Source organism: Virgibacillus oceani (genome assembly GCF_041521345.1).
Taxonomy (GTDB): domain Bacteria; phylum Bacillota; class Bacilli; order Bacillales; family Amphibacillaceae; genus Virgibacillus_N; species Virgibacillus_N oceani_A.
Genome location: NZ_JBGOHB010000002.1, coordinates 177,508 through 198,768, shown reverse-complemented (window position 1 = coordinate 198,768; position 21,261 = coordinate 177,508). Strand labels below are relative to the sequence as shown.

Here is a 21,261-nt window from a genome sequence, read left to right as displayed (position 1 = left end):
GGAATCCCCATCTTTGGTAGTTGTCGTTCAATAGTAGTATAATGGGTTGAGGGATAATTAAAGTGCATAGTATCGGTTACAAAACTATAGTATAAAAAAGTAATCCTTTTTATATAAAATAATTAACTACAGATAAAAGGGGGGAAAGTATGAATAATAACGAGAAGGAAACAAAGCTTGTGATCATAACAGGAATGTCCGGCGCCGGTAAAACGGTAGCTGTACAAAGCTTTGAGGATTTAGGATATTATTGTGTTGATAATCTTCCGCCGACATTGCTGCCGAAATTTTTAGAGCTAATGAGGGATTCAACAAACAATATACAAAAAGTTGCACTTGTCATGGATCTAAGGGGCCGGGAGTTCTTTGATTCCTTATTCGATGCTTTGGATGTCCTTGGCAAAGAAGAATGGATTCAGGAACATATTCTGTTTCTTGATGCCAAAGATGAAAAGCTTGTAAGCAGGTACAAAGAAACAAGAAGAGCGCATCCACTGGCAACTGAAGATTTGCCGTTAAAAGGAATCCATCAGGAAAGGGAAATTCTTGATGAGCTCAGAGGCAGGGCGCAGCGTATCATTGATACGACAAACTTAAAACCGAGAGACTTGCGTGAGAAAATCATTAGTAAATACAGCGAAGAAGAGCAGGAGATTTTTTCTGTGCATTTCGTTTCTTTTGGTTTTAAATACGGACTGCCGATAGATGCCGATTTAGTATTTGATGTGCGCTTTCTTCCCAATCCGCATTATGTACCCCAAATGCAGCCGTTGACCGGTTTAAATAAAGAAGTGAGTGCTTACGTTTTTAAGTGGGCGGAGACGAAGAAGTTTAATGAAAAAGTACTTGATCTTCTTCAATTTATGCTCCCGCAATATAAAAGAGAAGGCAAGTCCCAACTTGTTGTTGCGATTGGTTGTACAGGCGGTCAGCATCGTTCCGTTGCACTGGCAGAACACTATTCGAATGAACTGTCAGTAAATTATATTACCCATGTGAATCACAGGGATATCGATAAAAGAAAGGGACATTAAGTATGGAACAGGATAGAGAGCCACACGTTGTGGTAATAGGCGGCGGAACGGGGATGCCAGTGCTGCTCCGTGGGCTTAAAAAACTTCCCATTTATCTGACATCCCTTGTCACAGTGGCAGATGACGGCGGAAGCTCAGGAAGAATACGGAATGAAATGGCCATTCCGGCGCCGGGAGATATTCGTAATGTTATCGCTGCACTTTCAGATGCAGAACCAATGCTTGTGGAACTATTCCAGCATCGCTTTGATGTCGGGAACGGCCTGTCCGGCCATTCCATGGGTAATTTGCTGCTGGCAGCTATGACTTCGATTACCGGGAATTTTAACACGGGAATTAAAGAAATTTCACGTGTCCTAAACGTAAAGGGAAAAATTTACCCCATTTCCAATGAAAACATGGCACTTCATGCGAAGATGTCAGATGGAACAATTGTATCGGGGGAATCAAACATCCCACTTACAAATAAGCAAATCGAGCGTGTGTTTTTAAGTCCACAGCCAATAAAGCCACTGCCAAATGCCGTTCGAGCCATAGAAAAGGCAGATCTCGTTGTAATCGCCCCTGGAAGCCTTTATACAAGTATTTTGCCTTCCATGATCATGCCGCAAATTGATGAAGCGATCAGAAACACTAACGGAAAAGTTGTCTATGTTTGCAATGTAATGACACAAGCCGGAGAAACGACTGACTACACAGCCTCTGACCATGTTAAGGCGATTACAGACCATATAGGCGATAATACCGTTGATGCGATTGTCGTACACAACGAGCCGATTAAGAAAGCGATTCAGGATGTATATGCGGAAGAAAATGCAGAGCCGGTTGAATATGACACAGACCAGTTATTAAATATGGGAATACAAATTATTGAAGGGGATATCATTGACCACTCCCAGTCGGTGATGAGACACGATACGACAAAAATTTCTAAACTACTGTATTCCATTCTTGAAAAATGAATATATAAGGGGGGACTATAAATGTCATTTGCCGCAGTAATAAAAAAAGAACTTACATCCATCCAGTCTGATGATTGCTGTCAGCAGGCGGAACTTGCAGCATTAATCCGGATGAATGGCATTATTTCCGATTCCAACGATAAGTATATGCTTGATGTACAAACAGAAAATGCGGCCATTGCCAGAAGAATTTATACATTGATCAAAAGTCTGTATTCATTGCCTATGGAATTATTGGTTCGGAAAAAAATGAAACTCAAAAAGAATAATGTATATATTGTACGGATGAAAAAAGACGTAAATACATTTTTAACGGATTTAGACATACTACATGAAGCTAAAATAAAAAGAGATATACATGAAAAGTATTTACGTGATGATTGCTGCAAAAGAGCTTATTTGCGTGGTGCGTTTCTCGCTGGAGGCTCCATTAATAATCCTGAAACATCCTCCTATCACTTGGAAATTTATAACGCTTATCAGGAACATAATGATACCTTATGTGAATTATTGAATGACTTTGAACTAAGTGCAAGAAAACATGAGAGAAAAAAAGGATTTATCGTATATATGAAGGAAGCAGAAAAAATCACTGCATTTTTAAGCATTATTGGTGCACATAATGCCGTATTTAAATTTGAAGATGTACGGATTGTCCGAGATATGCGAAATTCCGTAAACCGCATTGTGAATTGTGAGACGGCTAATTTAAACAAAACGATTGGGGCAGCATTCAGGCAGATCGAAAATATTAAAATGATTGAAAATATGATTGGGCTTGATCAGCTTCCGGATAAGCTGCGTGAAATAGCTGTTTTGCGTGTGGAGCATCAGGATGTATCGCTTAAGGAATTAGGGGAGCTAGTTTCAAATGGAAAAATATCCAAATCTGGCGTAAATCACCGTTTGAAAAAATTAGATGAGATTGCGGATAAGTTAAGTCGCGGAGAAACCATAGAAAAAATAAAATAATATGATTCCAGCTGTTTGCTGGAAAATATGAACGGTTTGTGGCCAGTTTATCCAAAAGCTATTTTAATATCGCGGCTGGCTTCGCTATGGGAATCTCACGATATGAATCTGAGCCCAAATAATAAATAAGTTCTTTTTCATTACAATGAGACTTTCTGTAACTTATTTATTTTTCATGATATAATAGCGATATATTAACAATATACTGGGATGTAAAATTGTATCGGCAGTATGCAGTAAAACTGCAGAACTGTCGATTATCATACATAAGAATGACAGCGTTAACATTCAGGAGGGGGAAATCAATTGGTTGAGCGAACTGTTAAAGTGAAACTGGAAACAGGATTACAGGCTAGACCTGCTGCACAATTTGTACAGGAAGCTAATCGTTATTCTGCAAACCTGTTTCTTGAAAAGGACGGAAAAAAAGTGAATGCCAAAAGTATTATGGGACTTATGAGTTTGGCTATTACAAGTGGGCAGGAGGTCACACTGATTGCCGACGGAACTGATGAAGAAATGGCTTTACACCATTTAAGCTCGTTTGTTTCGAATGAGTAATTAAATAAAAACATCAATCAAAAAATCCCTTTCACTGAAAGGGATTTTTCGTATATTTATTTAATTTCTATCCTCATTGCGTTCCAGGATTTTATCAATTAGCCCGTACTCAACCGATTTTGCAGCTGTCATAAAGTTATCACGATCAGTGTCACGCTCAATCACTTCAATTGGCTGGCCAGTACGGTCTGCCAGGATTTGATTGATTTTTTCACGCATTTGAATGATTCGTTTTGCGTGGATTTCAATGTCAGATGCCTGACCTTGGGTACCTCCTAATGGCTGATGAATCATCACTTCACTGTTAGGAAGGGCATAGCGCTTATTCTTTTCTCCGGCTGCTAGCAGGAATGCCCCCATGGAAGCCGCCATACCTGTACAGATCGTGGAAACATCCGATTTAATAAATTGCATCGTATCAAATATAGCCATCCCTGCAGTAATAGATCCGCCTGGTGAGTTAATGTATAAAGAAATATCTTTTTCCGGATCCTCTGCTTCCAAAAAGAGCAGCTGAGCTACGATGGAGTTTGCCACATTATCATCAATGGCACTGCCAAGCATAATGATTCGGTCTTTCAATAATCTTGAATAAATGTCATACGCACGTTCTCCGCGGTTTGTCTGTTCGATAACTGTTGGTATTAAATTCATGAGTATATCCTCCCTTTCAAAATAACAATTTCTCTGTCTATGATAACTAAAAGGTCAATAAAGGTCAAACGAAAACAATTTCCTATTTAACTAAATAATCATGGAGTGATGGTCAGCTTCAATATAGGCAGTTAAAATTATATAAAGTTTTCTTGTTGAACACATTTTCGTAGAGCATTGGTTTCCGGTACCAAGTCTCCCTGCAAATACATTCCCCATCATACCCAAACCGGAAATAATATAAACATTGAAGCAGATGAGTTTACCAAGATGCCTAAAACAGGAAAAATAAAAAGACTTGTATATATACGATAAAAAAGTTATAATAATCTTTGTGCCTGAAATAAGACACATAAATCATATTATCATGCGCCCATAGCTCAGTTGGATAGAGCACTGGTTTCCGGTACCAGGTTTGTCGGGGGTTCGAATCCCTCTGGGCGCGTTTTTAGGATTAAAGACAGGGGATGCTTTCCTGTCTTTTATTTTTTTGCATAAAACCTCTCCAATGCACTCATAACTCTATTTACGGTATCCTCGATATTCAGGTTGTCCATATTTATTTTGATGTGATGGTAGTGATACAATTTCTTTCGTGTATAAAAAAGTGCTTTTATTTCCTCCATGTTTTTTTTCTGAAGCATAGGCCTGCTATCCATCAAAATACTAATCCGATCTTTCCAATATTCCCAGTTCAAGTCCAGATAAATGATCAGACTATGTGTTAGGCAAATGCTGCGGATATCTTCATCTATAAAAGCTCCCCCGCCGAAGGAAACAATATAACCAGGCTGTTTAGCGTAATAAATGGACAGTTCTTTTTCTTTTTCCCGAAAAGCCTTTTCTCCGTGCGTTTTAAAAACTTCCGTTGTTTCCATGCCAAATAATTTTTCAATTTCCATATCAATATCAACAAAGTCTCTTTTAAATCTTATTGCCAATTCTTTTCCTATTGTTGATTTTCCTACACCCATAAATCCAATGAGTACCATGCTTTTTTCTTTACTCATTATCAAGCCTCTTTCCAAAAATTGATTAGAACAAGTATAAAGCAATTTAAATTTATTGTAAAAAAGAATACGGAAAATGGAAAACGATGTATAATGGAGAGAAACCAATCGTAGAAGGAGCTGCAAAAAGTGTTAAAAGTGTTAAAAGTTAGAGATGTACATATTGGAGAAGGGATGCCGAAAATTATTGTCCCAATTGTGGGGGAATCTGATGAAGCGTTACTGGAAGAAATAGAACAAGTAAAGAAGCTCTCACCGGACATGATAGAATGGCGAGCCGATAAATATACGGATATCAAGGATATCGGGGTAGTAAGAAACATGCTGCGCCAACTCGAAAACCGGCTAGCAGGGATCCCGTTATTGTTTACTTTCCGGACGATTTCAGAAGGCGGAGATACTGAAATTGATGAAAAAAAATATTTCTATCTTATTCAAGCAGTAATTGAAAGTAAAAACATAGACCTCGTTGATGTTGAATACACTTTTACAGAGGAAAAAAGAAATATACTGGTGAAAAAAGCGAAAGAATATGGTGTATTTGTCGTGATGTCTCGTCATCATTTTCAATCGACACCGAGCGAGGAAACAATTATTTCTACAATGAGTAGTATGATTGTGACAGGTGCAGATATACCTAAAATCGCAGTCATGCCAAAGACAATAGAAGATGTTTTTATACTGCTTAAAGCCACCAATGCCTTAAAAATGAAATATTCACAACAGCCAATGATCACGATGGCAATGGGGAAATATGGTCTGATCAGTCGGATAGCTGGTGAAGTGTTTGGTTCGGATGCTACGTTTGGAGCGGGAATGGCAGCTTCTGCTCCTGGTCAGATTGCTGTTTCCGAGTTACGGGCCGTGTTAAAAATCATCCATTATAATAGCTGAACAGCGGATTATTATTGCAGCGATATATTAAAGTGCTTCAATTGAATTAAATTATTATAACGGGGAAAATTAGCTTGCAATCTAGTTGGAATTCCGTATAATTAGTGGTAATTAAATATTCTAAAAAGTGGTAGTTATGACATGTGTCCTAATTTTAGTCCTGATAACATAATTTTGAAGTCTTTTAAAAGAGAGAGAACAGGGGGAAGCACGAAATGTCAGAGCCAGTCTTGGAACTGAAAGATTTACATACACATTTTTTTACTGACAGCGGAGAAATACCTGCTGTAGATGGCGTGAGTATTAAGGTGCATGAAGGAGAAGTCGTAGGTATCGTTGGAGAGTCAGGAAGCGGGAAAAGCGTTACCTCGCTGTCCGTAATGCAGCTTATCCCAAAGCCGCCGGGTAAAATAGTTAATGGCGAAATTAACTTTAAAGGAGAAAACCTTACAAGTGCCAGCGAAAAACGGATGAAAAAATTACGCGGGAATGAAATCTCCATGATTTTTCAGGAGCCAATGACTTCGTTAAATCCGCTGTTTACTATCGGAAATCAATTAATAGAAGCGATCCGGCTTCACCAGAACATAACAAAGAAAGAAGCCAGGAGAAAATCAATTGATATGCTGAATCTGGTTGGGATACCAAGAGCGGATCAAATCGTTGATGAATACCCGCATCAGTTATCCGGCGGAATGAGACAGAGAGTCATGATTGCCATGGCGATGTCCTGTGATCCGGAGCTGTTGATAGCAGATGAACCAACAACAGCACTTGATGTAACCATTCAGGCGCAAATTCTGGATTTAATGCGAAATTTAAACGAAAAAGAAAACACAGCTATTTTACTGATCACCCATGACTTAGGCGTTGTTGCAGAAATCTGTGACAGGGTGGTTGTTATGTATGCGGGACAAGTAGTGGAAGAGGGAACAACGAGGGGGATTTTAAAGGATCCGCAGCATCCTTATTCACAAGGGCTCATTAAATCATTGCCTAAAATTCATGAAAGTGAGCAAAAGCTTTACTCTATCCCGGGCGTTGTACCGAAGCCGAAAATGGATAAAGTAGGCTGCAATTTTGCCCCAAGATGCGAATTTGCTTTTGACCGCTGCTTTAATGAAAACCCTTACCTTTATCCTTTGCAAAACGGTCGTCAAAGCAGATGTTTTTTACATGACGATAAAGAAGGGAAGGTTGAAGCGCATGCAGAAGCCAATATTAGAAGTTGATGGGTTGAAGAAGTATTTTGATATAAAAGGCGGACCACTGGGACGAAAGGTTGGCGAAGTGAAAGCAGTGGATGATGTTTCCTTCACGGTTATGGAAGGGGAGATCCTGGGGATTGTCGGGGAATCGGGCTGTGGTAAGTCAACTACGGGAAAATCCATTTTACGGCTTATTGATCCTACGGAAGGTAAAGTTACTTTTGAAGATACAGATATTACAAATGTAAATGGCGAACAGATGCGTAAATTGAGAAAGGATATGCAAATTATATTCCAGGATCCTTATGCGTCTTTAAACCCTAGGCATACAGTGGAAAAAATAGTCGGGGAGCCCCTTTTGGTACATGGCTTAAAGTCAGCCAAAGAGCGGAAAGAACGGGTGCAGGAATTATTGGAAGTGGTTGGTCTAAGTGCTTATCATGCTTCCCGGTATCCACATCAATTCAGCGGGGGGCAGAGGCAGCGGATCGGTATTGCCAGGGCACTTGCAAATAATCCGAAAATGATAATTTGTGATGAGCCGGTATCTGCATTGGATGTGTCCATTCAATCGCAAATTCTTAACCTGATGGAAGAGCTCCGGGATCAATTTAATCTGACATACATTTTTATTGCGCATGATTTAAGTGTAGTTAAACATATCAGTGACCGTATAGGTGTGATGTATTTAGGGCGAATGGTCGAGCTGACAGATAAAGATAAGCTCTATGATAATCCGAAACACCCGTATACACAGGCATTACTTTCGGCTGTTCCACTACCAGATCCGGATATGCAAAAGGAAAGAATCATACTAAAGGGAGATGTTCCGAGCCCTGCAAATCCACCATCCGGATGTGCTTTTCATACGAGATGTCCACACGCGATGGATATTTGCAGGGAAGTAAGGCCTGAATTTAAACCAGTGGAAGATAATCATTTTGTTGCATGCCATTTATATGAGTAGGCACTGCAGTAAAATATTAATCTTATATATTAAAAAAGAGGGGGAAAAAGAATGAAGCTGAAACATTCGCTTCTAGTTGCCTTCATGCTTGCTTTTGTGTTGGTGTTGGCAGCATGTACAGGTGATGGGGGACAAAATGGGGAAGAAGCACCTGAAGAAGGTGACGACCCTGGTACTGAAGAAGATACAGCATCAGATGATGATGCAGAAGATGAAGCAGAGGCCGCTGAAGGAGAGCAAGTATTAATATTTGCGCGCGGTGGCGACTCGGAAAGTCTTGATCCGGCAAGTACAACGGATGGTGAATCTTCAAGAATAACAAGACAAGTATTGGAAGGTCTTTTGGAATTTGATAAAGATTCCTTTGAAATACTTCCGGCACTCGCTCATGACTGGGATGTAGCAGATGATGGATTGAGCTATACTTTTTACTTGGAGGAAGGCGTTACGTTCCATGATGGAACTGATTTTAATGCAGAAGCAGTAAAAATTAACTTTGAGCGCTGGGCAGATCCAGACCATGAGTTTGCCTTCGCTGACGATTCATATGTCTACTCCATGTATGGAACAATGTTTGGCGGTTTTCAGGGAGATGATAACCATGTCATTGAAGAAGTAAATGTAGTAGATGATTATACAGTTGAATTTAATCTAAGTCAGCCATTAGGTTTCTTCCTGCAAAATATGGCAATGACTTATTTCCCAATAACTTCTCCTGCAGCACTTGAGGAGTATGGGCCGGAAATTAACGAAAACCCGGTAGGAACAGGACCGTTTGAATTTGTCAGTTGGAGCAGAGATGACTCTATTGTGCTGGAGAAATTTGACGACTATCGCATAGACGGTCAGCCTAACCTGGACCGTGTTGTATTTGAAGTCATACCGGATAATGCTGCCCGCTTAATCGCGCTTCGTTCAGGAGAGATAGACATTATGGATGGATTAAATCCGGATGATGCAGCTGGTGTGGAAGAAGAAGAGGGTTTGGAACTATATGAGCGCGAAGAGAATAATATCGGTTATGTAGGTTTTAATGTAGAGAAAGAGCCATTTGACAATAAGGAATTAAGGCATGCGATAAGTCATGCTATAAATAAAGAGGACATTGCGGAAGCATTATATGCAGGGTATGCAACTCCTGCTAACGTTCCATTACCGCCAAACTATATGGGGTATAACGAGGACGTGGAAAGCTTTCCTTATGACCCTGACCTGGCAATGGAGTTACTGGAAGAAGCAGGTTATGCAGATGGACTGGAAATTGAACTCTGGACTATGCCTGTAGCCAGACCATATATGCCAGATCCGGAAACAGTTTCCCAGATTATCCAGAACAACCTGGCTGAGATTGGAATTACAGCTAATATTGTCAGGGAAGAATGGGCTCCATACCTTGAGAAAACAATGAATGGGGAACATCAAATGTATATGCTTGGATGGTCCGGAACAAATGGTGATCCTGATTACTTCCTGAGCAGCTTATTGCATGGAAGTAATGTAGGAAGCAGTAACCGTGAGTTTTATGCTAATGATGAAGTGGATGAATTACTGGATCAGGCGAAATTGTCCGTTGACCAGGATGAACGCGCTTCCTTCTATCAGCAAGCACAGGAAATCATTGCCGATGATGCACCAATGGTTCCGTTAGTACATTCAAGACCGGTAATGGCAACAACAAGCGAAGTTCAGAATTATGTACCGCATCCATCAACAAGTGAATCTTTAGCTGAAGTAGAACTTACAAACTAATAGGAAGTAAGAAATGTATAAAGACCCGGTTAGCGACGTATGGATTGCGTTTTGGGACTGCGCTAAATGCTCGTCCCACCGCAAAGATCTGGGACTGCGCTAAATGCTCGTCCTAACCGAAATATTCGCCGTCGCTGGGCACTGCAGCCGGACTATATAAAACAAACGAAGGAGACTCTCCCTGCAGTAAAGGATTAGTCCCTCGCCTAAATCAGCTGGTAACTAATAAACATGGTATCTCTGGTGCTGGGGGTGCGGAACTTTATGGGAGAAGTCTCTTTTCTTTCACTTCAGATGGTGGAAAAAATCTATAGAATAGTTTATCCATGAAAAAAGAAGCAATCCTTATTTTACTTTTATTTATTGGATAACAGATCAATCACAGTATATACGAAGCAACAAATAACATATAAAGAACTGGGGTGAAATGATGTTTTCCTATATTTTTCGGCGTTTATTAATGCTCATACCAGTACTTGTTGGCATGACATTAATCACCTTTTCCATCGTCCATTTAATCCCCGGAAATCCGGCACAGGTTATTTTGGGGGAAACCGCTACCCAAACGGCAATTGATGATTTGGAAGAAAGCATGGGACTGAACGAGCCCTACGCGGTTCAATATGGTATTTATGTCAAAGATCTCCTGCAGGGAGATTTAGGGACTTCCTTACGTTCAAGAGCGGACATATCAACGGAAATTTGGCCATACATAGCTGCTACTTTTGAGTTAACCTTTTTTGCCATGATATTTGCTGTATTCATAGGAGTGAATGCAGGCATCATTAGTGCCTGGAAGCAAAACTCGTGGTTTGATTTTCTGGCCATGCTATTTGCCTTAATCGGTGTATCGATGCCGGTTTTCTGGCTTGCCTTAATGGAACAGTGGATTTTTGCCCAGGAGCTCGGGTGGTTTCCTGCGTACGGACGCCAGGACAGCAGGGATCCAATAGCACCGATAACTTATTTTTATGTCCTGGATTCATTAATACATTTGGACTTTGCGAGAACAGTGACAACATTAAAGCATTTAGTATTGCCGAGCATTGCACTTGGAACGATCCCTATGGCTATTATCGCAAGGATGACACGATCCAGCATGCTTGAAGTGATGAAATCGGATTATATTCGTACCGTTCGTGCAAAAGGATCCGGGCAATTCCTGGTTATTTATAAACATGCATTAAAAAATGCCACTATACCTGTTATTACTGTTATTGGGTTGCAAACAGGGGTCCTTTTGGGTGGTGCTATTTTAACAGAGACGATCTTCAGCTGGCCAGGAGTTGGGAGATATGTATTTGAAGCAATAAGTTACCGTGATTATCCGGTCATTCAATCGGGGATTCTTGTCATTGCATTTATTTTCGTATTGATCAATCTGGTCGTTGACATTTTATATAAAATTATTGATCCAAGGATTAACTACTAAGGGGGGAGCTGTGTTGAAATTAGATGAGAAAAAACCAAAAGAAGCAGAACAGCAAATTGCTAACCCCGCAAAAGCAGGACAGCAGATTGACTCAGAAGAAATAGAAGCGATATCACCTTGGAAGGATTCGATTAAGCAGCTGAGAAAGAATCGTTTTGCGATGGTTGGGATCATCATTATCCTGTTCTTCATTATATTGGGATTGGTGGCGCCGCTTCTGACACCCTATACGTATGAGGAGCAAAATCTTGTGAATCGCCTTAGCCCTCCTTCCAGTGAACATTGGATGGGAACGGATGATTTGGGCAGGGATATTTTCACGAGGATCGCCTATGGAGCAAGAGTATCGCTTCAGGTTGGATTTTTTGCTGTTACCGGTGCCTTAATATTTGGAACCCTGCTCGGAATTATAGCAGGATATTTTGGCCGATGGATCGATATGATCATATCCAGGATATTTGATATATTGCTCGCTTTTCCAAGTATTTTACTCGCAATTGCTATTGTTGCCATTCTCGGCCCTTCACTGGAAAATGCGTTAATTGCGATTGCCATTATTAATATTCCTATATTCGGAAGGCTTGTCAGATCCAGGGTTATCAGCTTACGGGAAGAAGAATATATTATGGCTGCCAAGGCACAGGGGATGAAAAATGGCAGGATTATTTTTCACCATATTTTACCGAATAGTATTGCACCTATTATTGTACAATCCACGCTTGGATTTGGTACTGCGATACTGGAAGCTGCGGCATTGGGCTTCCTCGGACTTGGCGCACAGCCGCCAACACCGGAATGGGGACAAATGCTTGCCAGCTCGCGTGAGTTTATCCAACTGGCTCCTTGGACACTGATTATGCCGGGAGTATCAATTATGCTGGTTGTGCTAGGATTTAACTTAATCGGTGATGGGCTGCGTGATGCACTGGATCCGAAGATGAAAAACTGACCATATCAACTCTACAGTATCAGCGTCAACTAGTTTCTTGAACAGAAGCAGTTGACGCTTTGATTTTACTTCGTCGATTTAGCTTACTGTGAAATATGTAAGCTGTGGATACTGGCTAAGTTATTAAGCCTCGTCCCGCTACGACACACAAATGATACAGTGGGTGAGAATCCTATTGCATTTGAGAGTGGGGTGCCCTTATTCAAAGACTTGTCTGATGGGATCAACCTAAGCTTCTAAGCACAAAGGTCTTTAAAAAAGGAGGCGTCCTTCATGCCTATCAACCAGTAGGAAGTGACGAAAGTCCAAAAAGGATGGTCAGGGTTGATTAGTACTATGTCTTTCAATATTCCTGCGTTAATCGACCTATGCCGGTAAAGTCATGGTCTTCAATAGGACGCATCCTATTTGAACATGAAATGTAAACAATTATGATATTGAACCAGCCGCATTTTTCAGCAGAGAAATGCGGCTTATAAAAGTCATGTCGTTTAATCACTTGTCCTTAATGGAAGGAGGCACTTTTGTGAGCAGGCAAATTATTTCTCCAATGTTACAATCATTTTCCCCGATTTTAAATCACCCTGATGAACCTTTGCCTGTTCTTCGGGAATGCCATATTCCATCAGGTGAAGATAAGGATCCACTGTATCATCAGTGAAAAGCTCTACGATTTTATCTTTAAATGAGTCTGTGTCTTTTTTTGGTAATCCCGCTTTTACTGCTACATCTGTTTCCTCATCCAGCTCATCTCTTTTTCTGCTGTTTGTAATGACTGCTATTTTATCCTGATCATAATTTTTCATTTCCATACAATCTATTTTTTCTATTGTTTCTTCCAATGAGCTATATACGCCCACAATTTCTCTCGTCATCATCATTCCTCCTTGCGTGAATGGCTTACAGAAAAATTACCCTTTTCCTTCTGCTTATAAACAATGAAGGCAATGGGGTATCTTTACACACAAGAATTTGATAAAATTTTTAATAGATACATAAAATAGTGAAAATGAGGTGCTGTGTATGAAGCTGGTAAGCTATAAACTGAAGGGGAAGCCGGGTACATTGAGAATAGGCTGTGTGGCTAATGATAGTGTAATTGATATACAAGAGGCGTATCGTACATATCTTGAAGCAGAAAATCAGCAGGATTTGGCTGATACGGTTCAATATGCATTGCCTTCTAACCCTGGGGCATTTTTATCTATTGGATTTGATGCTGTTGCCAAAGCCAGGGAAGCTGTTAATTACATAAGAGAGCAGGATTTGAAGGAGGTTAGCGTTGACCTGGAAATGGTAACATTGTCTGCGCCAAACCCTTCACCATCTAAAATTATCTGTATCGGCAAAAATTATTTGGATCATGCCATGGAGATGGGGGGAGAGGTACCTGATTTTCCAATGCTTTTTGCCAAATTTAATAATTCCGTCATTGGACCGGAAGATAATATTGAAAAGCCATACATAACGGAAAAACTGGATTATGAAGTAGAACTGGCTGTAGTCATTGGAAAGGAAGCTTCCGATGTGAACAAGGCGGAGGCATTAGACCATGTTGTCGGCTACACACTGGCCAATGACACTTCTGCAAGGGATCTGCAAAAGAGAACTTCGCAATTCCTGCAGGGAAAAACATTGGATAACAGTACACCAATTGGTCCATGGATTGTAACTGCCGATGAAGTCGGGGATTCTTCCAATCTGGATATTCGTTCGCTCGTAAATGGGGAAGAACGGCAATCATCCAATACGAGTAAACTGATTTTTGATATCCCTTATTTGATTTCATTTATTTCAAAGCTAATTACATTGAAGCCTGGGGATATTATTTTAACAGGCACACCGGATGGGGTTGGTGCTGCAATGAATCCGGCCCAATTTCTGAAGAACGGTGACATTGTAACATTGGAAATTGAAAAGGTAGGGAAGATGGAAAACAGAGTGATAGATAAATAGTTGTATTGATGAAAAGCTCGCCTGATTGTGGTGAGCTTTTCATCTATTATTCATTCAGTTGAATTGCTTTTTTCGCCAGTATATCGGCGTATTTGTTTTGTTTCTCCGGTATCCATTTAAAGAAAACGTGCGGGAACTGATCTGTATATCCCCTAATGTTTTCAAGCAGCGGAAGGAAGTTTTTATTTTTAGTAAAGTCTTTTTCGATCACATCTATTGCAACCTTGGAGTCTGATCGAACAGATATAATATGATCGGGAAAGTATTTTTTACATAGCTCAAGCGCTTTAATCATTGCATGGAATTCAGCTTCATGGTTCGACAGTACCCCTAAAGGGAAAGAATACTCATACCTGCAGCTTCCACATTTCATGTAAATACCGGCACCGCTCAACCCCGGGTTTCCTCGTGAGGCTGCATCTGTATACACTTCAATCAATTTTATAACACTCCTTGTACCCATCTTATGATTCATTATAAAGTATGGACGAAAATTTGACATGTAGGAAGGGAGTGACAGTATAGCAAGCTTGTGGCAAAATAGATATAGAAGATTTAACAGAGTGGATGTGGTAAATGATGCAAAAGTTGATTTTTTATACAAAAGCGCTTTGTTCCTTATGCGATGATGCAAAAGCACTGCTGCTCATGTTTCAGCGGGAGTACCCGTTTGAATTGGAGGAACGGGATATATATACGAATGATGAATGGCTGGAGAAATATCAGCTGCTCATACCTTATGTACAAATTAATGATAGTACATTGGACTGTGAAGAAATAAATATAAAATCATTAGAACAGATATTGAAGGATAATATTGAAAAAACGAATGACTGACAATGCATTCCTTTTTGCTATACTGCATCCGTTTAAAAGTGTTGGCAACTTCAAATTAGTCTGGTACAAATTATAATATACATAATATAACCAGCCCACTACGCCTCTTACTAAACGCGAACCCAGGTGGGTCATTTTTACTTGTATAGGTCTTCTGATCTCCGGGTACTGAAATTTAGGAAGGAGAAGATACTAGCCGAGGTTTTTCACAGCAAATAATTTGTTTCCTGTTATATGTTGCTTTATAATTAAGATTAGAAGTGAATATTTTTTTGCTTTGACAGGGACGCGATATGACCGCGCGGGACACTAAGTGACCATCAAAAGGAGTCGATATATGCAAAACCTGATTAATATGCAGAAAAAATTGATCCCTGATCTGTTGGATGTCATGGAAGAAAGGTATGCTGTACTGCATACAGTGGATCTATTTCAGCCAATTGGACGAAGGGCATTGGCTGAAAATACGAATATAACAGAACGTCATGTACGTGCAGAAGTTGAATTTTTACAAAAGCAGGGTTTAATCGATGTAACATCAAAAGGAATGTTCACGACTAAAGATGGCTCAGCACTTCTGGAACAGCTTACCGGTTTTTTTGGCGAGATTATGGGTTTAAGTGTTTTAGAAAAACAAATTCAGGAAAGATTAAATGTAGAACAAGTTATTGTTGTTGCTGGCAATAGTGACGAGTATGAATGGGTTAAAGGGGAGATGGGGAAGGCCTGTGTTTCCTATCTAAATAAAATAAAAAGCAATATAGAGACGATTGCAGTAACCGGTGGGTCAACAATGGCTGCTGCTGCAGAGGTGATGAAGCCTTTAGAAGGTCAGACAGGGCTGAAGTTTGTCCCCGCTCGCGGCGGTATCGGTGAAAATGCAGAAAACCAGGCAAACACGATTGCGGTGGAAATGGCGAGAAGAGCGAATGGGAATTACCGTTTGCTTTATGTTCCAGACCCGCTAAGTGAATCCGCTTATCAATCCATTATTAATGAAACTTCCATCAATGAAACCTTGTCAATCATTAAAAATGCAAGTATTGCCCTTCACGGAATTGGTGATGCAATCAAAATGGCCGAGCGGAGGAAAACGCCGGAAACTATTATAAATAGACTTAAAAGACAAGGTGCAGTCAGCGAAGCATTTGGTTATTATTTTGATGATCATGGTCATATTGTGCACAAAGTACGAACCGTTGGAATGCAGCTTGAGGATCTCAGTAACGTAGAATATGTAATTTCCATCGCAGGAGGAACTTCAAAGGCTAAGTCTATTTCATCTTATTTAAAGCATGGAAAAAGTAACTTGCTGATTACAGATGAAGCAGCAGCAGAAGCAATAATTAAAGAGTTACCCCTTTAAATGATGAAACACATGTAAAATAGGAGGATTATAAATGACAGTAAAAGTAGGTATTAATGGATTTGGAAGAATTGGACGTAATGTTTTACGTCAGGCAATCGGGAATAATGAAGTGGAAATTGTCGCTGTTAATGACTTGACAGATGCTGATATGCTGGCACATTTGTTAAAATATGATTCTGTCCACGGAATTCTGGATCAAGATGTTGAAGCGAAAGATGGTGCTATTGTTGTTGGAGGGAAGGAAGTTAAAGTATTGTCCGAGCGTGATCCAGCAGATCTGAACTGGGGAGAGCTTGGTGTGGAAGTGGTTATTGAATCTACCGGGCGTTTTGTGGATCGGGAAAGCTCACAAAAACATATCGATGCAGGAGCGAAAAAAGTGATTATTTCTGCCCCGGCAAAAAATGAAGACTTGACCATGGTGCTGGGCGTTAACGATGATAAGTATGATGCAAGCACGCATCATATAGTTTCTAACGCTTCCTGTACAACGAATTGTTTAGCCACATTTGCAAAAGTAGTAAATGACAATTTTGGTATTAAACGCGGATTAATGACAACCATCCATTCCTATACAAATGATCAGCAAATCTTGGATCTGCCGCATAAAGATTACCGCCGTGCACGGGCAGCAGCGCAAAATATTATACCTACGACAACAGGAGCAGCAAAAGCAGTAGGAAAAGTACTTCCCGAATTGGAAGGAAAATTAAATGGTGGTGCGGTACGTGTTCCTACTCCAGACGGCTCACTTACTGATCTCGTAGTAGAGCTTGAGAAAAACGCAACAGAAGAAGAAATTAATCAGGCGTTTAAAGAAGCGGCTGAAGGTGACTTGAAAGGCATTCTCGAATATAGTGAAGAGCCGCTTGTATCAACGGACATTGTAGGCAACCCGCATTCTTCTATTGTCGACGGTCTATCTACGATGGTAATGGAAGATAACATGGCAAAGATTGTTGCTTGGTATGACAATGAAATGGGCTATTCAGCAAGGTGTCTGGATCTGGCAGTGTTTATTAAAAAGCAAGGATTATAAAAGGCAGTGGTACTGGTAGTCAGATATTTTTAAAATAATAACGGAGGAAGAGGCATTTCTCCTCCGTTTGCTATATAATGGAACTAGTTGAGTTAGTAGGTAAAAATCTATACTATTACATAACTTTACATGCGTTGGAGGGTGAACACATGAACAAAAAGACGGTGGATGATCTTGATGTGAAAGGGAAGAAGGTTTTTTGCCGAGTGGATTTTAATGTTCCGCTAAAAGATATTGTAATTACCGATGATACACGGATCAAAGCGGCGCTGCCAACGATTAATTATTTATCCGAACAGGGTGCCATTGTTATTTTAGCTAGTCATCTTGGCAGGCCTAAAGGCGAAGTAGTTGAAGAATTACGAATGGATCCTGTCGCAGAAAGACTGAGCAATTTATTGCAAAGAGAAGTCGTGAAAACCGATGCTGTTTATGGAAGCGAAGTAAATGAAGCGCTTTCCAGTATGCAAGATGGAGATGTTTTGCTTTTGGAAAATGTTCGTTTTGAAGCGGGTGAAGAGAAGAATGATGCTGCGTTAGCACAGGCATTTGCAGATATGGCAGACTTTTATGTGAATGATGCATTTGGAACAGCACACCGTGCCCATGCTTCCACTGCAGGGGTTGCGGAAAAACTGCCGGCAGTTGCCGGTTATTTGATGGAAAAGGAAATCAATGTGCTGGGAAAGGCGCTCGAAAATCCAGAAAGACCTTTTACAGCCATTATTGGTGGAGCAAAAGTAAAGGATAAAATTGATGTGATTGATAATCTGCTGGAAAAGGTGGATTATTTGATTGTTGGCGGCGGCCTTGCTTATACCTTTATGAAGGCCAAAGGATACGAGGTTGGAAAGTCTTTATTGGAAGAGGATAAAATAGACTTGGCAAAGAAATTCATGGAAAAAGCAGAAGAAAAAGGAGTACAGTTTGTCACACCGGAAGATACGGTGGTGGCAGATGCATTTTCCGAAACAGCTAACACGAAAATGGTGAATGCCGATGAGATTCCTGCCGATTGGGAAGGACTGGATATCGGACCAAAAACCCGTGAGACTTACAGAGACATTGTCGAAAAATCGAAATTGATTATTTGGAATGGCCCCATGGGTGTGTTTGAAATGAATGCTTTTGCAGGCGGTACCCAGGCCGTTGCCGAAGCACTTGCGGGTACAGATGGCTATACGGTAATTGGTGGCGGAGATTCCGCTGCAGCAGTTGAGAAATTTGGACATGCGGCGGCCATGGATCATGTCTCCACAGGAGGCGGTGCTTCCCTTGAGTTTATGGAAGGTAAAGTTCTGCCAGGGGTACAGGCATTAAATGATCGGGAATAATATTATTAAAGAGGTGAGCAAATGCGAAAAATTGTTATTGCAGGAAATTGGAAAATGAATAAAACATGGCAGGAAGCGAATGCATTTTTGGATGAGGTCATCGGAAAAATTCCAGAAGACGAACAGGTAGAATCCATTGTTTGTTCCCCTTTTCCATATTTGAGCTCCCTAGTGGAAAAAGCAAAGGGTACAAACGTGAAAATTGCTGCACAGACGATGCATGAAGCGGAAAGCGGAGCCTTCACCGGCGAAGTCAGCCCAGTTATGCTAAAAGATATCGGTGTAACCCATGTAATTCTCGGACACTCCGAGCGCAGGGAACATTTTGCGGAAACGGATGAATCGGTTCACAGCAAAGTACATGCGGCATTTTCCCATGACTTAACTCCAATTGTGTGTGTAGGCGAAACGCTGGAGCAAAGAGAAGCGAATGAAACAATGAATCATATAGAAAAGCAGGTAAAAAAAGCACTGAAAGATGTAAAAGAAGACCAGGTGAAAAAAACCATTATTGCCTATGAGCCAATTTGGGCGATCGGGACAGGGAAAACAGCGTCCAGTGAAGATGCCAATGAGGTATGTAGCCATATCCGCCAGGTAATAAAAGATCAATTTTCCGAAGCAGCTGCTGAGGAGGTCGTTATTCAGTACGGCGGAAGCGTAAAGCCTGCCAATATAAAAGAATTGCTGGCACAGTCTGACATTGATGGAGCGCTGGTTGGCGGTGCCAGCCTGGAAGCAGAATCTTTTTTACAGCTTGTGGAGGCAGGTAAGCAATGAGTAAAAATCCTTTAGCCGCGTTAATTATCCTGGACGGATTCGCAGAGCGTGACGAAATAGAGGGTAATGCCGTTAAACAGGCGAACACTCCCAATTTTGACCGTTTTTGGAATCGCTATCCGCATCAAACGTTGAAGGCTAGCGGGGAAGCGGTAGGACTGCCGGATGGACAAATGGGAAATTCGGAAGTTGGCCATTTAAACATTGGTGCTGGTCGGATCGTATATCAAAGTTTAACAAGGGTAAACCTGTCGATTAAAGAAGGCGATTTTTTTGAGGTAGAAGCATTTTTGAAGTCACTGCATCATGCAAAAACAAACAATAAAGCCTTGCACTTATTCGGTCTATTGTCTGACGGTGGCGTCCATAGTCATATTAATCATTTGTTTGCATTGCTGAAACTCGCTAAGGATAAAGAACTGGATAATGTATTTGTCCATGCCTTTTTGGATGGCCGGGATGTTGGGCCGCAAACGGCTGCTGAATACATTAAACAAACGGAAGATAAAATGATAGAGCTTGGTGTCGGAAAAATTGCCACTGTTTCTGGTAGGTATTATTCTATGGATCGGGACAAACGATGGGATCGTGTGAAAAAAGCATATGATGCAATGGTAAATGGAAAAGGACCAACCTATCGTAGTGCAGGAGAAGTGATAGAGGATTCCTATAAAAATGAAATATATGATGAATTTGTCATTCCTTCTGTGATTGTTAATGAAGACGGTGGACCTGTTGGAAATATAAAGGATAATGATTCGATTATTTTTTATAATTTCCGCCCGGATCGAGCCATACAAATTTCCCGTACTTTCACAAATGCAGATTTCCGTGATTTTGACCGTGGGGACAATGTGCCGAAAGATCTTGATTTTGTAATGCTGACGGATTTCAGTGAAACCGTTGACGGATATGTTGCATATAAGCCGGTGAACCTGGACAATACCATTGGAGAAGTGCTTTCCCAGTACGGGATAAAACAACTGCGGATTGCCGAAACGGAAAAATACCCGCATGTCACCTTTTTTATGAGCGGAGGACGTGAGGATGAATTTCCCGGGGAAAAGCGAGTGCTCATCGATTCTCCTAAAGTTCCAACCTATGATCTGCAGCCGGAAATGAGTGCTTATGAGCTTACTGACGCACTTTTAAAAGAATTGGATACAGGAGATCATAACGCGGTGATTTTAAACTTTGCCAACCCGGACATGGTAGGCCATTCAGGTAAATTAAAACCGACCATTGAAGCGGTGGAAGCTGTTGATGAATGTTTGGGTAAAGTGGTTGATATGATTACGGAGTTAGGCGGACATGCGATCATTACTGCTGACCATGGCAACGCGGATGAAGTGGTTACATTAGAAGGAAAACCGATGACAGCACACACGACAAATCAGGTGCCGGTTATTGTAACGAAAAAAGGAATTGAACTGCGTGAAGAAGGCATCTTAGCAGATCTTTCACCAACATTGCTTGACTTATTAAACTTGGAAAAACCGGAAGAAATGACAGGCACTTCGCTGATAAAAGAATAATGAATTAAAAACATGAGAT

At 40.7% G+C, this 21,261-nt stretch carries 21 protein-coding genes and 1 tRNA gene; 18 read left to right on the top strand and 4 right to left on the bottom strand.

Going from position 1 to position 21,261, the window contains the following annotated elements:
* Positions 1–149: 149 nt before the first annotated feature.
* The 4 genes from rapZ to ACDX78_RS03045 all read left to right on the top strand — a co-directional run bounded on the left by rapZ (position 150) and on the right by ACDX78_RS03045 (position 3,529).
* Positions 150–1,034: an RNase adapter RapZ gene (gene rapZ / locus ACDX78_RS03060; protein WP_486025252.1), complete on the top strand. Its 885-nt coding sequence runs from the start codon at positions 150–152 to the stop codon at positions 1,032–1,034.
* Positions 1,035–1,036: 2 nt separating this feature from the next.
* Entirely contained in the window at positions 1,037–1,996 is a 960-nt protein-coding gene (locus ACDX78_RS03055; RefSeq protein ID WP_486025251.1) for a gluconeogenesis factor YvcK family protein, read from the top strand.
* A gap of 21 nt (positions 1,997–2,017) precedes the next feature.
* A complete protein-coding gene (whiA, locus tag ACDX78_RS03050) occupies positions 2,018–2,968 on the top strand; it encodes a DNA-binding protein WhiA (RefSeq protein ID WP_486025249.1) in 951 nt (316 codons plus the stop codon).
* A gap of 306 nt (positions 2,969–3,274) precedes the next feature.
* Entirely contained in the window at positions 3,275–3,529 is a 255-nt protein-coding gene (locus ACDX78_RS03045) for an HPr family phosphocarrier protein (RefSeq protein ID WP_486025247.1), read from the top strand.
* Between the two features lie 60 nt (positions 3,530–3,589).
* Here ACDX78_RS03045 and clpP read toward each other — a convergent pair whose 3' ends face one another.
* Positions 3,590–4,183, bottom strand: a complete 594-nt coding sequence (gene clpP / locus ACDX78_RS03040) for an ATP-dependent Clp endopeptidase proteolytic subunit ClpP (RefSeq protein WP_486025246.1) — start codon at positions 4,181–4,183, stop codon at positions 3,590–3,592.
* Between the two features lie 369 nt (positions 4,184–4,552).
* Here clpP and ACDX78_RS03035 point away from each other — a divergent pair.
* Positions 4,553–4,628 (top strand) — tRNA-Arg (locus tag ACDX78_RS03035).
* Positions 4,629–4,665: 37 nt separating this feature from the next.
* Here ACDX78_RS03035 and ACDX78_RS03030 read toward each other — a convergent pair.
* Positions 4,666–5,193: a shikimate kinase gene (locus ACDX78_RS03030; RefSeq protein ID WP_486025244.1), complete on the bottom strand. Its 528-nt coding sequence runs from the start codon at positions 5,191–5,193 to the stop codon at positions 4,666–4,668.
* A 174-nt stretch (positions 5,194–5,367) separates the two neighbouring features.
* Between ACDX78_RS03030 and aroD the strand changes: the two genes are divergently transcribed.
* The 6 genes from aroD (at position 5,368) to nikC (ending at position 12,392) form a co-directional block, all read left to right on the top strand.
* Complete coding sequence (aroD, locus tag ACDX78_RS03025) at positions 5,368–6,087, top strand: type I 3-dehydroquinate dehydratase (protein WP_486025307.1); 720 nt, start codon at positions 5,368–5,370, stop codon at positions 6,085–6,087.
* Between the two features lie 215 nt (positions 6,088–6,302).
* Positions 6,303–7,319 carry an ABC transporter ATP-binding protein gene (locus tag ACDX78_RS03020; RefSeq protein WP_486025242.1) on the top strand — a complete coding sequence of 339 codons (1,017 nt, stop codon included), beginning with the start codon at positions 6,303–6,305 and terminating at the stop codon, positions 7,317–7,319.
* Positions 7,294–8,262, top strand: coding sequence for an ABC transporter ATP-binding protein (locus ACDX78_RS03015; RefSeq protein WP_486025240.1), 969 nt, complete (start codon positions 7,294–7,296; stop codon positions 8,260–8,262). Before ACDX78_RS03020 ends, ACDX78_RS03015 begins: the two co-directional genes overlap by 26 nt.
* A gap of 51 nt (positions 8,263–8,313) precedes the next feature.
* On the top strand, positions 8,314–10,011 hold the full coding sequence (locus ACDX78_RS03010) for an ABC transporter substrate-binding protein (RefSeq protein WP_486025239.1): 1,698 nt from the start codon (positions 8,314–8,316) through the stop codon (positions 10,009–10,011).
* Positions 10,012–10,441: 430 nt separating this feature from the next.
* A complete protein-coding gene (locus tag ACDX78_RS03005; protein ID WP_486025237.1) occupies positions 10,442–11,443 on the top strand; it encodes an ABC transporter permease in 1,002 nt (333 codons plus the stop codon).
* A gap of 85 nt (positions 11,444–11,528) precedes the next feature.
* On the top strand, positions 11,529–12,392 hold the full coding sequence (gene nikC / locus ACDX78_RS03000) for a nickel transporter permease (RefSeq protein WP_486025305.1): 864 nt from the start codon (positions 11,529–11,531) through the stop codon (positions 12,390–12,392).
* Between the two features lie 539 nt (positions 12,393–12,931).
* On the opposite strand, the gene ACDX78_RS02995 is transcribed toward nikC, so the two are convergent.
* The gene (locus ACDX78_RS02995) at positions 12,932–13,267 is read right to left on the bottom strand and encodes a general stress protein (protein ID WP_486025235.1); all 336 of its coding nucleotides are present in this window, start codon (positions 13,265–13,267) and stop codon (positions 12,932–12,934) included.
* 148 nt (positions 13,268–13,415) lie between these two features.
* Here ACDX78_RS02995 and ACDX78_RS02990 point away from each other — a divergent pair, with 148 nt between their 5' ends.
* The gene (locus tag ACDX78_RS02990) at positions 13,416–14,348 is read left to right on the top strand and encodes a fumarylacetoacetate hydrolase family protein (RefSeq protein ID WP_486025233.1); all 933 of its coding nucleotides are present in this window, start codon (positions 13,416–13,418) and stop codon (positions 14,346–14,348) included.
* 46 nt (positions 14,349–14,394) lie between these two features.
* On the opposite strand, the gene ACDX78_RS02985 is transcribed toward ACDX78_RS02990, so the two are convergent.
* A complete protein-coding gene (locus ACDX78_RS02985) occupies positions 14,395–14,787 on the bottom strand; it encodes a ribonuclease HI family protein (protein ID WP_486025232.1) in 393 nt (130 codons plus the stop codon).
* A 137-nt stretch (positions 14,788–14,924) separates the two neighbouring features.
* On the opposite strand from ACDX78_RS02985, the gene ACDX78_RS02980 reads away from it, so the two are divergent.
* The 6 genes from ACDX78_RS02980 (at position 14,925) to gpmI (ending at position 21,242) form a co-directional block, all read left to right on the top strand.
* Positions 14,925–15,185 carry a glutaredoxin family protein gene (locus tag ACDX78_RS02980; RefSeq protein WP_486025230.1) on the top strand — a complete coding sequence of 87 codons (261 nt, stop codon included), beginning with the start codon at positions 14,925–14,927 and terminating at the stop codon, positions 15,183–15,185.
* Positions 15,186–15,522: 337 nt separating this feature from the next.
* A complete protein-coding gene (locus ACDX78_RS02975) occupies positions 15,523–16,551 on the top strand; it encodes a sugar-binding transcriptional regulator (RefSeq protein WP_486025228.1) in 1,029 nt (342 codons plus the stop codon).
* Positions 16,552–16,585: 34 nt separating this feature from the next.
* Positions 16,586–17,593: a type I glyceraldehyde-3-phosphate dehydrogenase gene (gap, locus tag ACDX78_RS02970; RefSeq protein WP_486025226.1), complete on the top strand. Its 1,008-nt coding sequence runs from the start codon at positions 16,586–16,588 to the stop codon at positions 17,591–17,593.
* A gap of 149 nt (positions 17,594–17,742) precedes the next feature.
* Entirely contained in the window at positions 17,743–18,927 is a 1,185-nt protein-coding gene (locus ACDX78_RS02965; protein ID WP_486025224.1) for a phosphoglycerate kinase, read from the top strand.
* Between the two features lie 21 nt (positions 18,928–18,948).
* The gene (tpiA, locus tag ACDX78_RS02960) at positions 18,949–19,707 is read left to right on the top strand and encodes a triose-phosphate isomerase (RefSeq protein WP_486025222.1); all 759 of its coding nucleotides are present in this window, start codon (positions 18,949–18,951) and stop codon (positions 19,705–19,707) included.
* Entirely contained in the window at positions 19,704–21,242 is a 1,539-nt protein-coding gene (gpmI, locus tag ACDX78_RS02955) for a 2,3-bisphosphoglycerate-independent phosphoglycerate mutase (RefSeq protein WP_486025220.1), read from the top strand. Before tpiA ends, gpmI begins: the two co-directional genes overlap by 4 nt.
* Positions 21,243–21,261 lie beyond the last annotated feature (19 nt).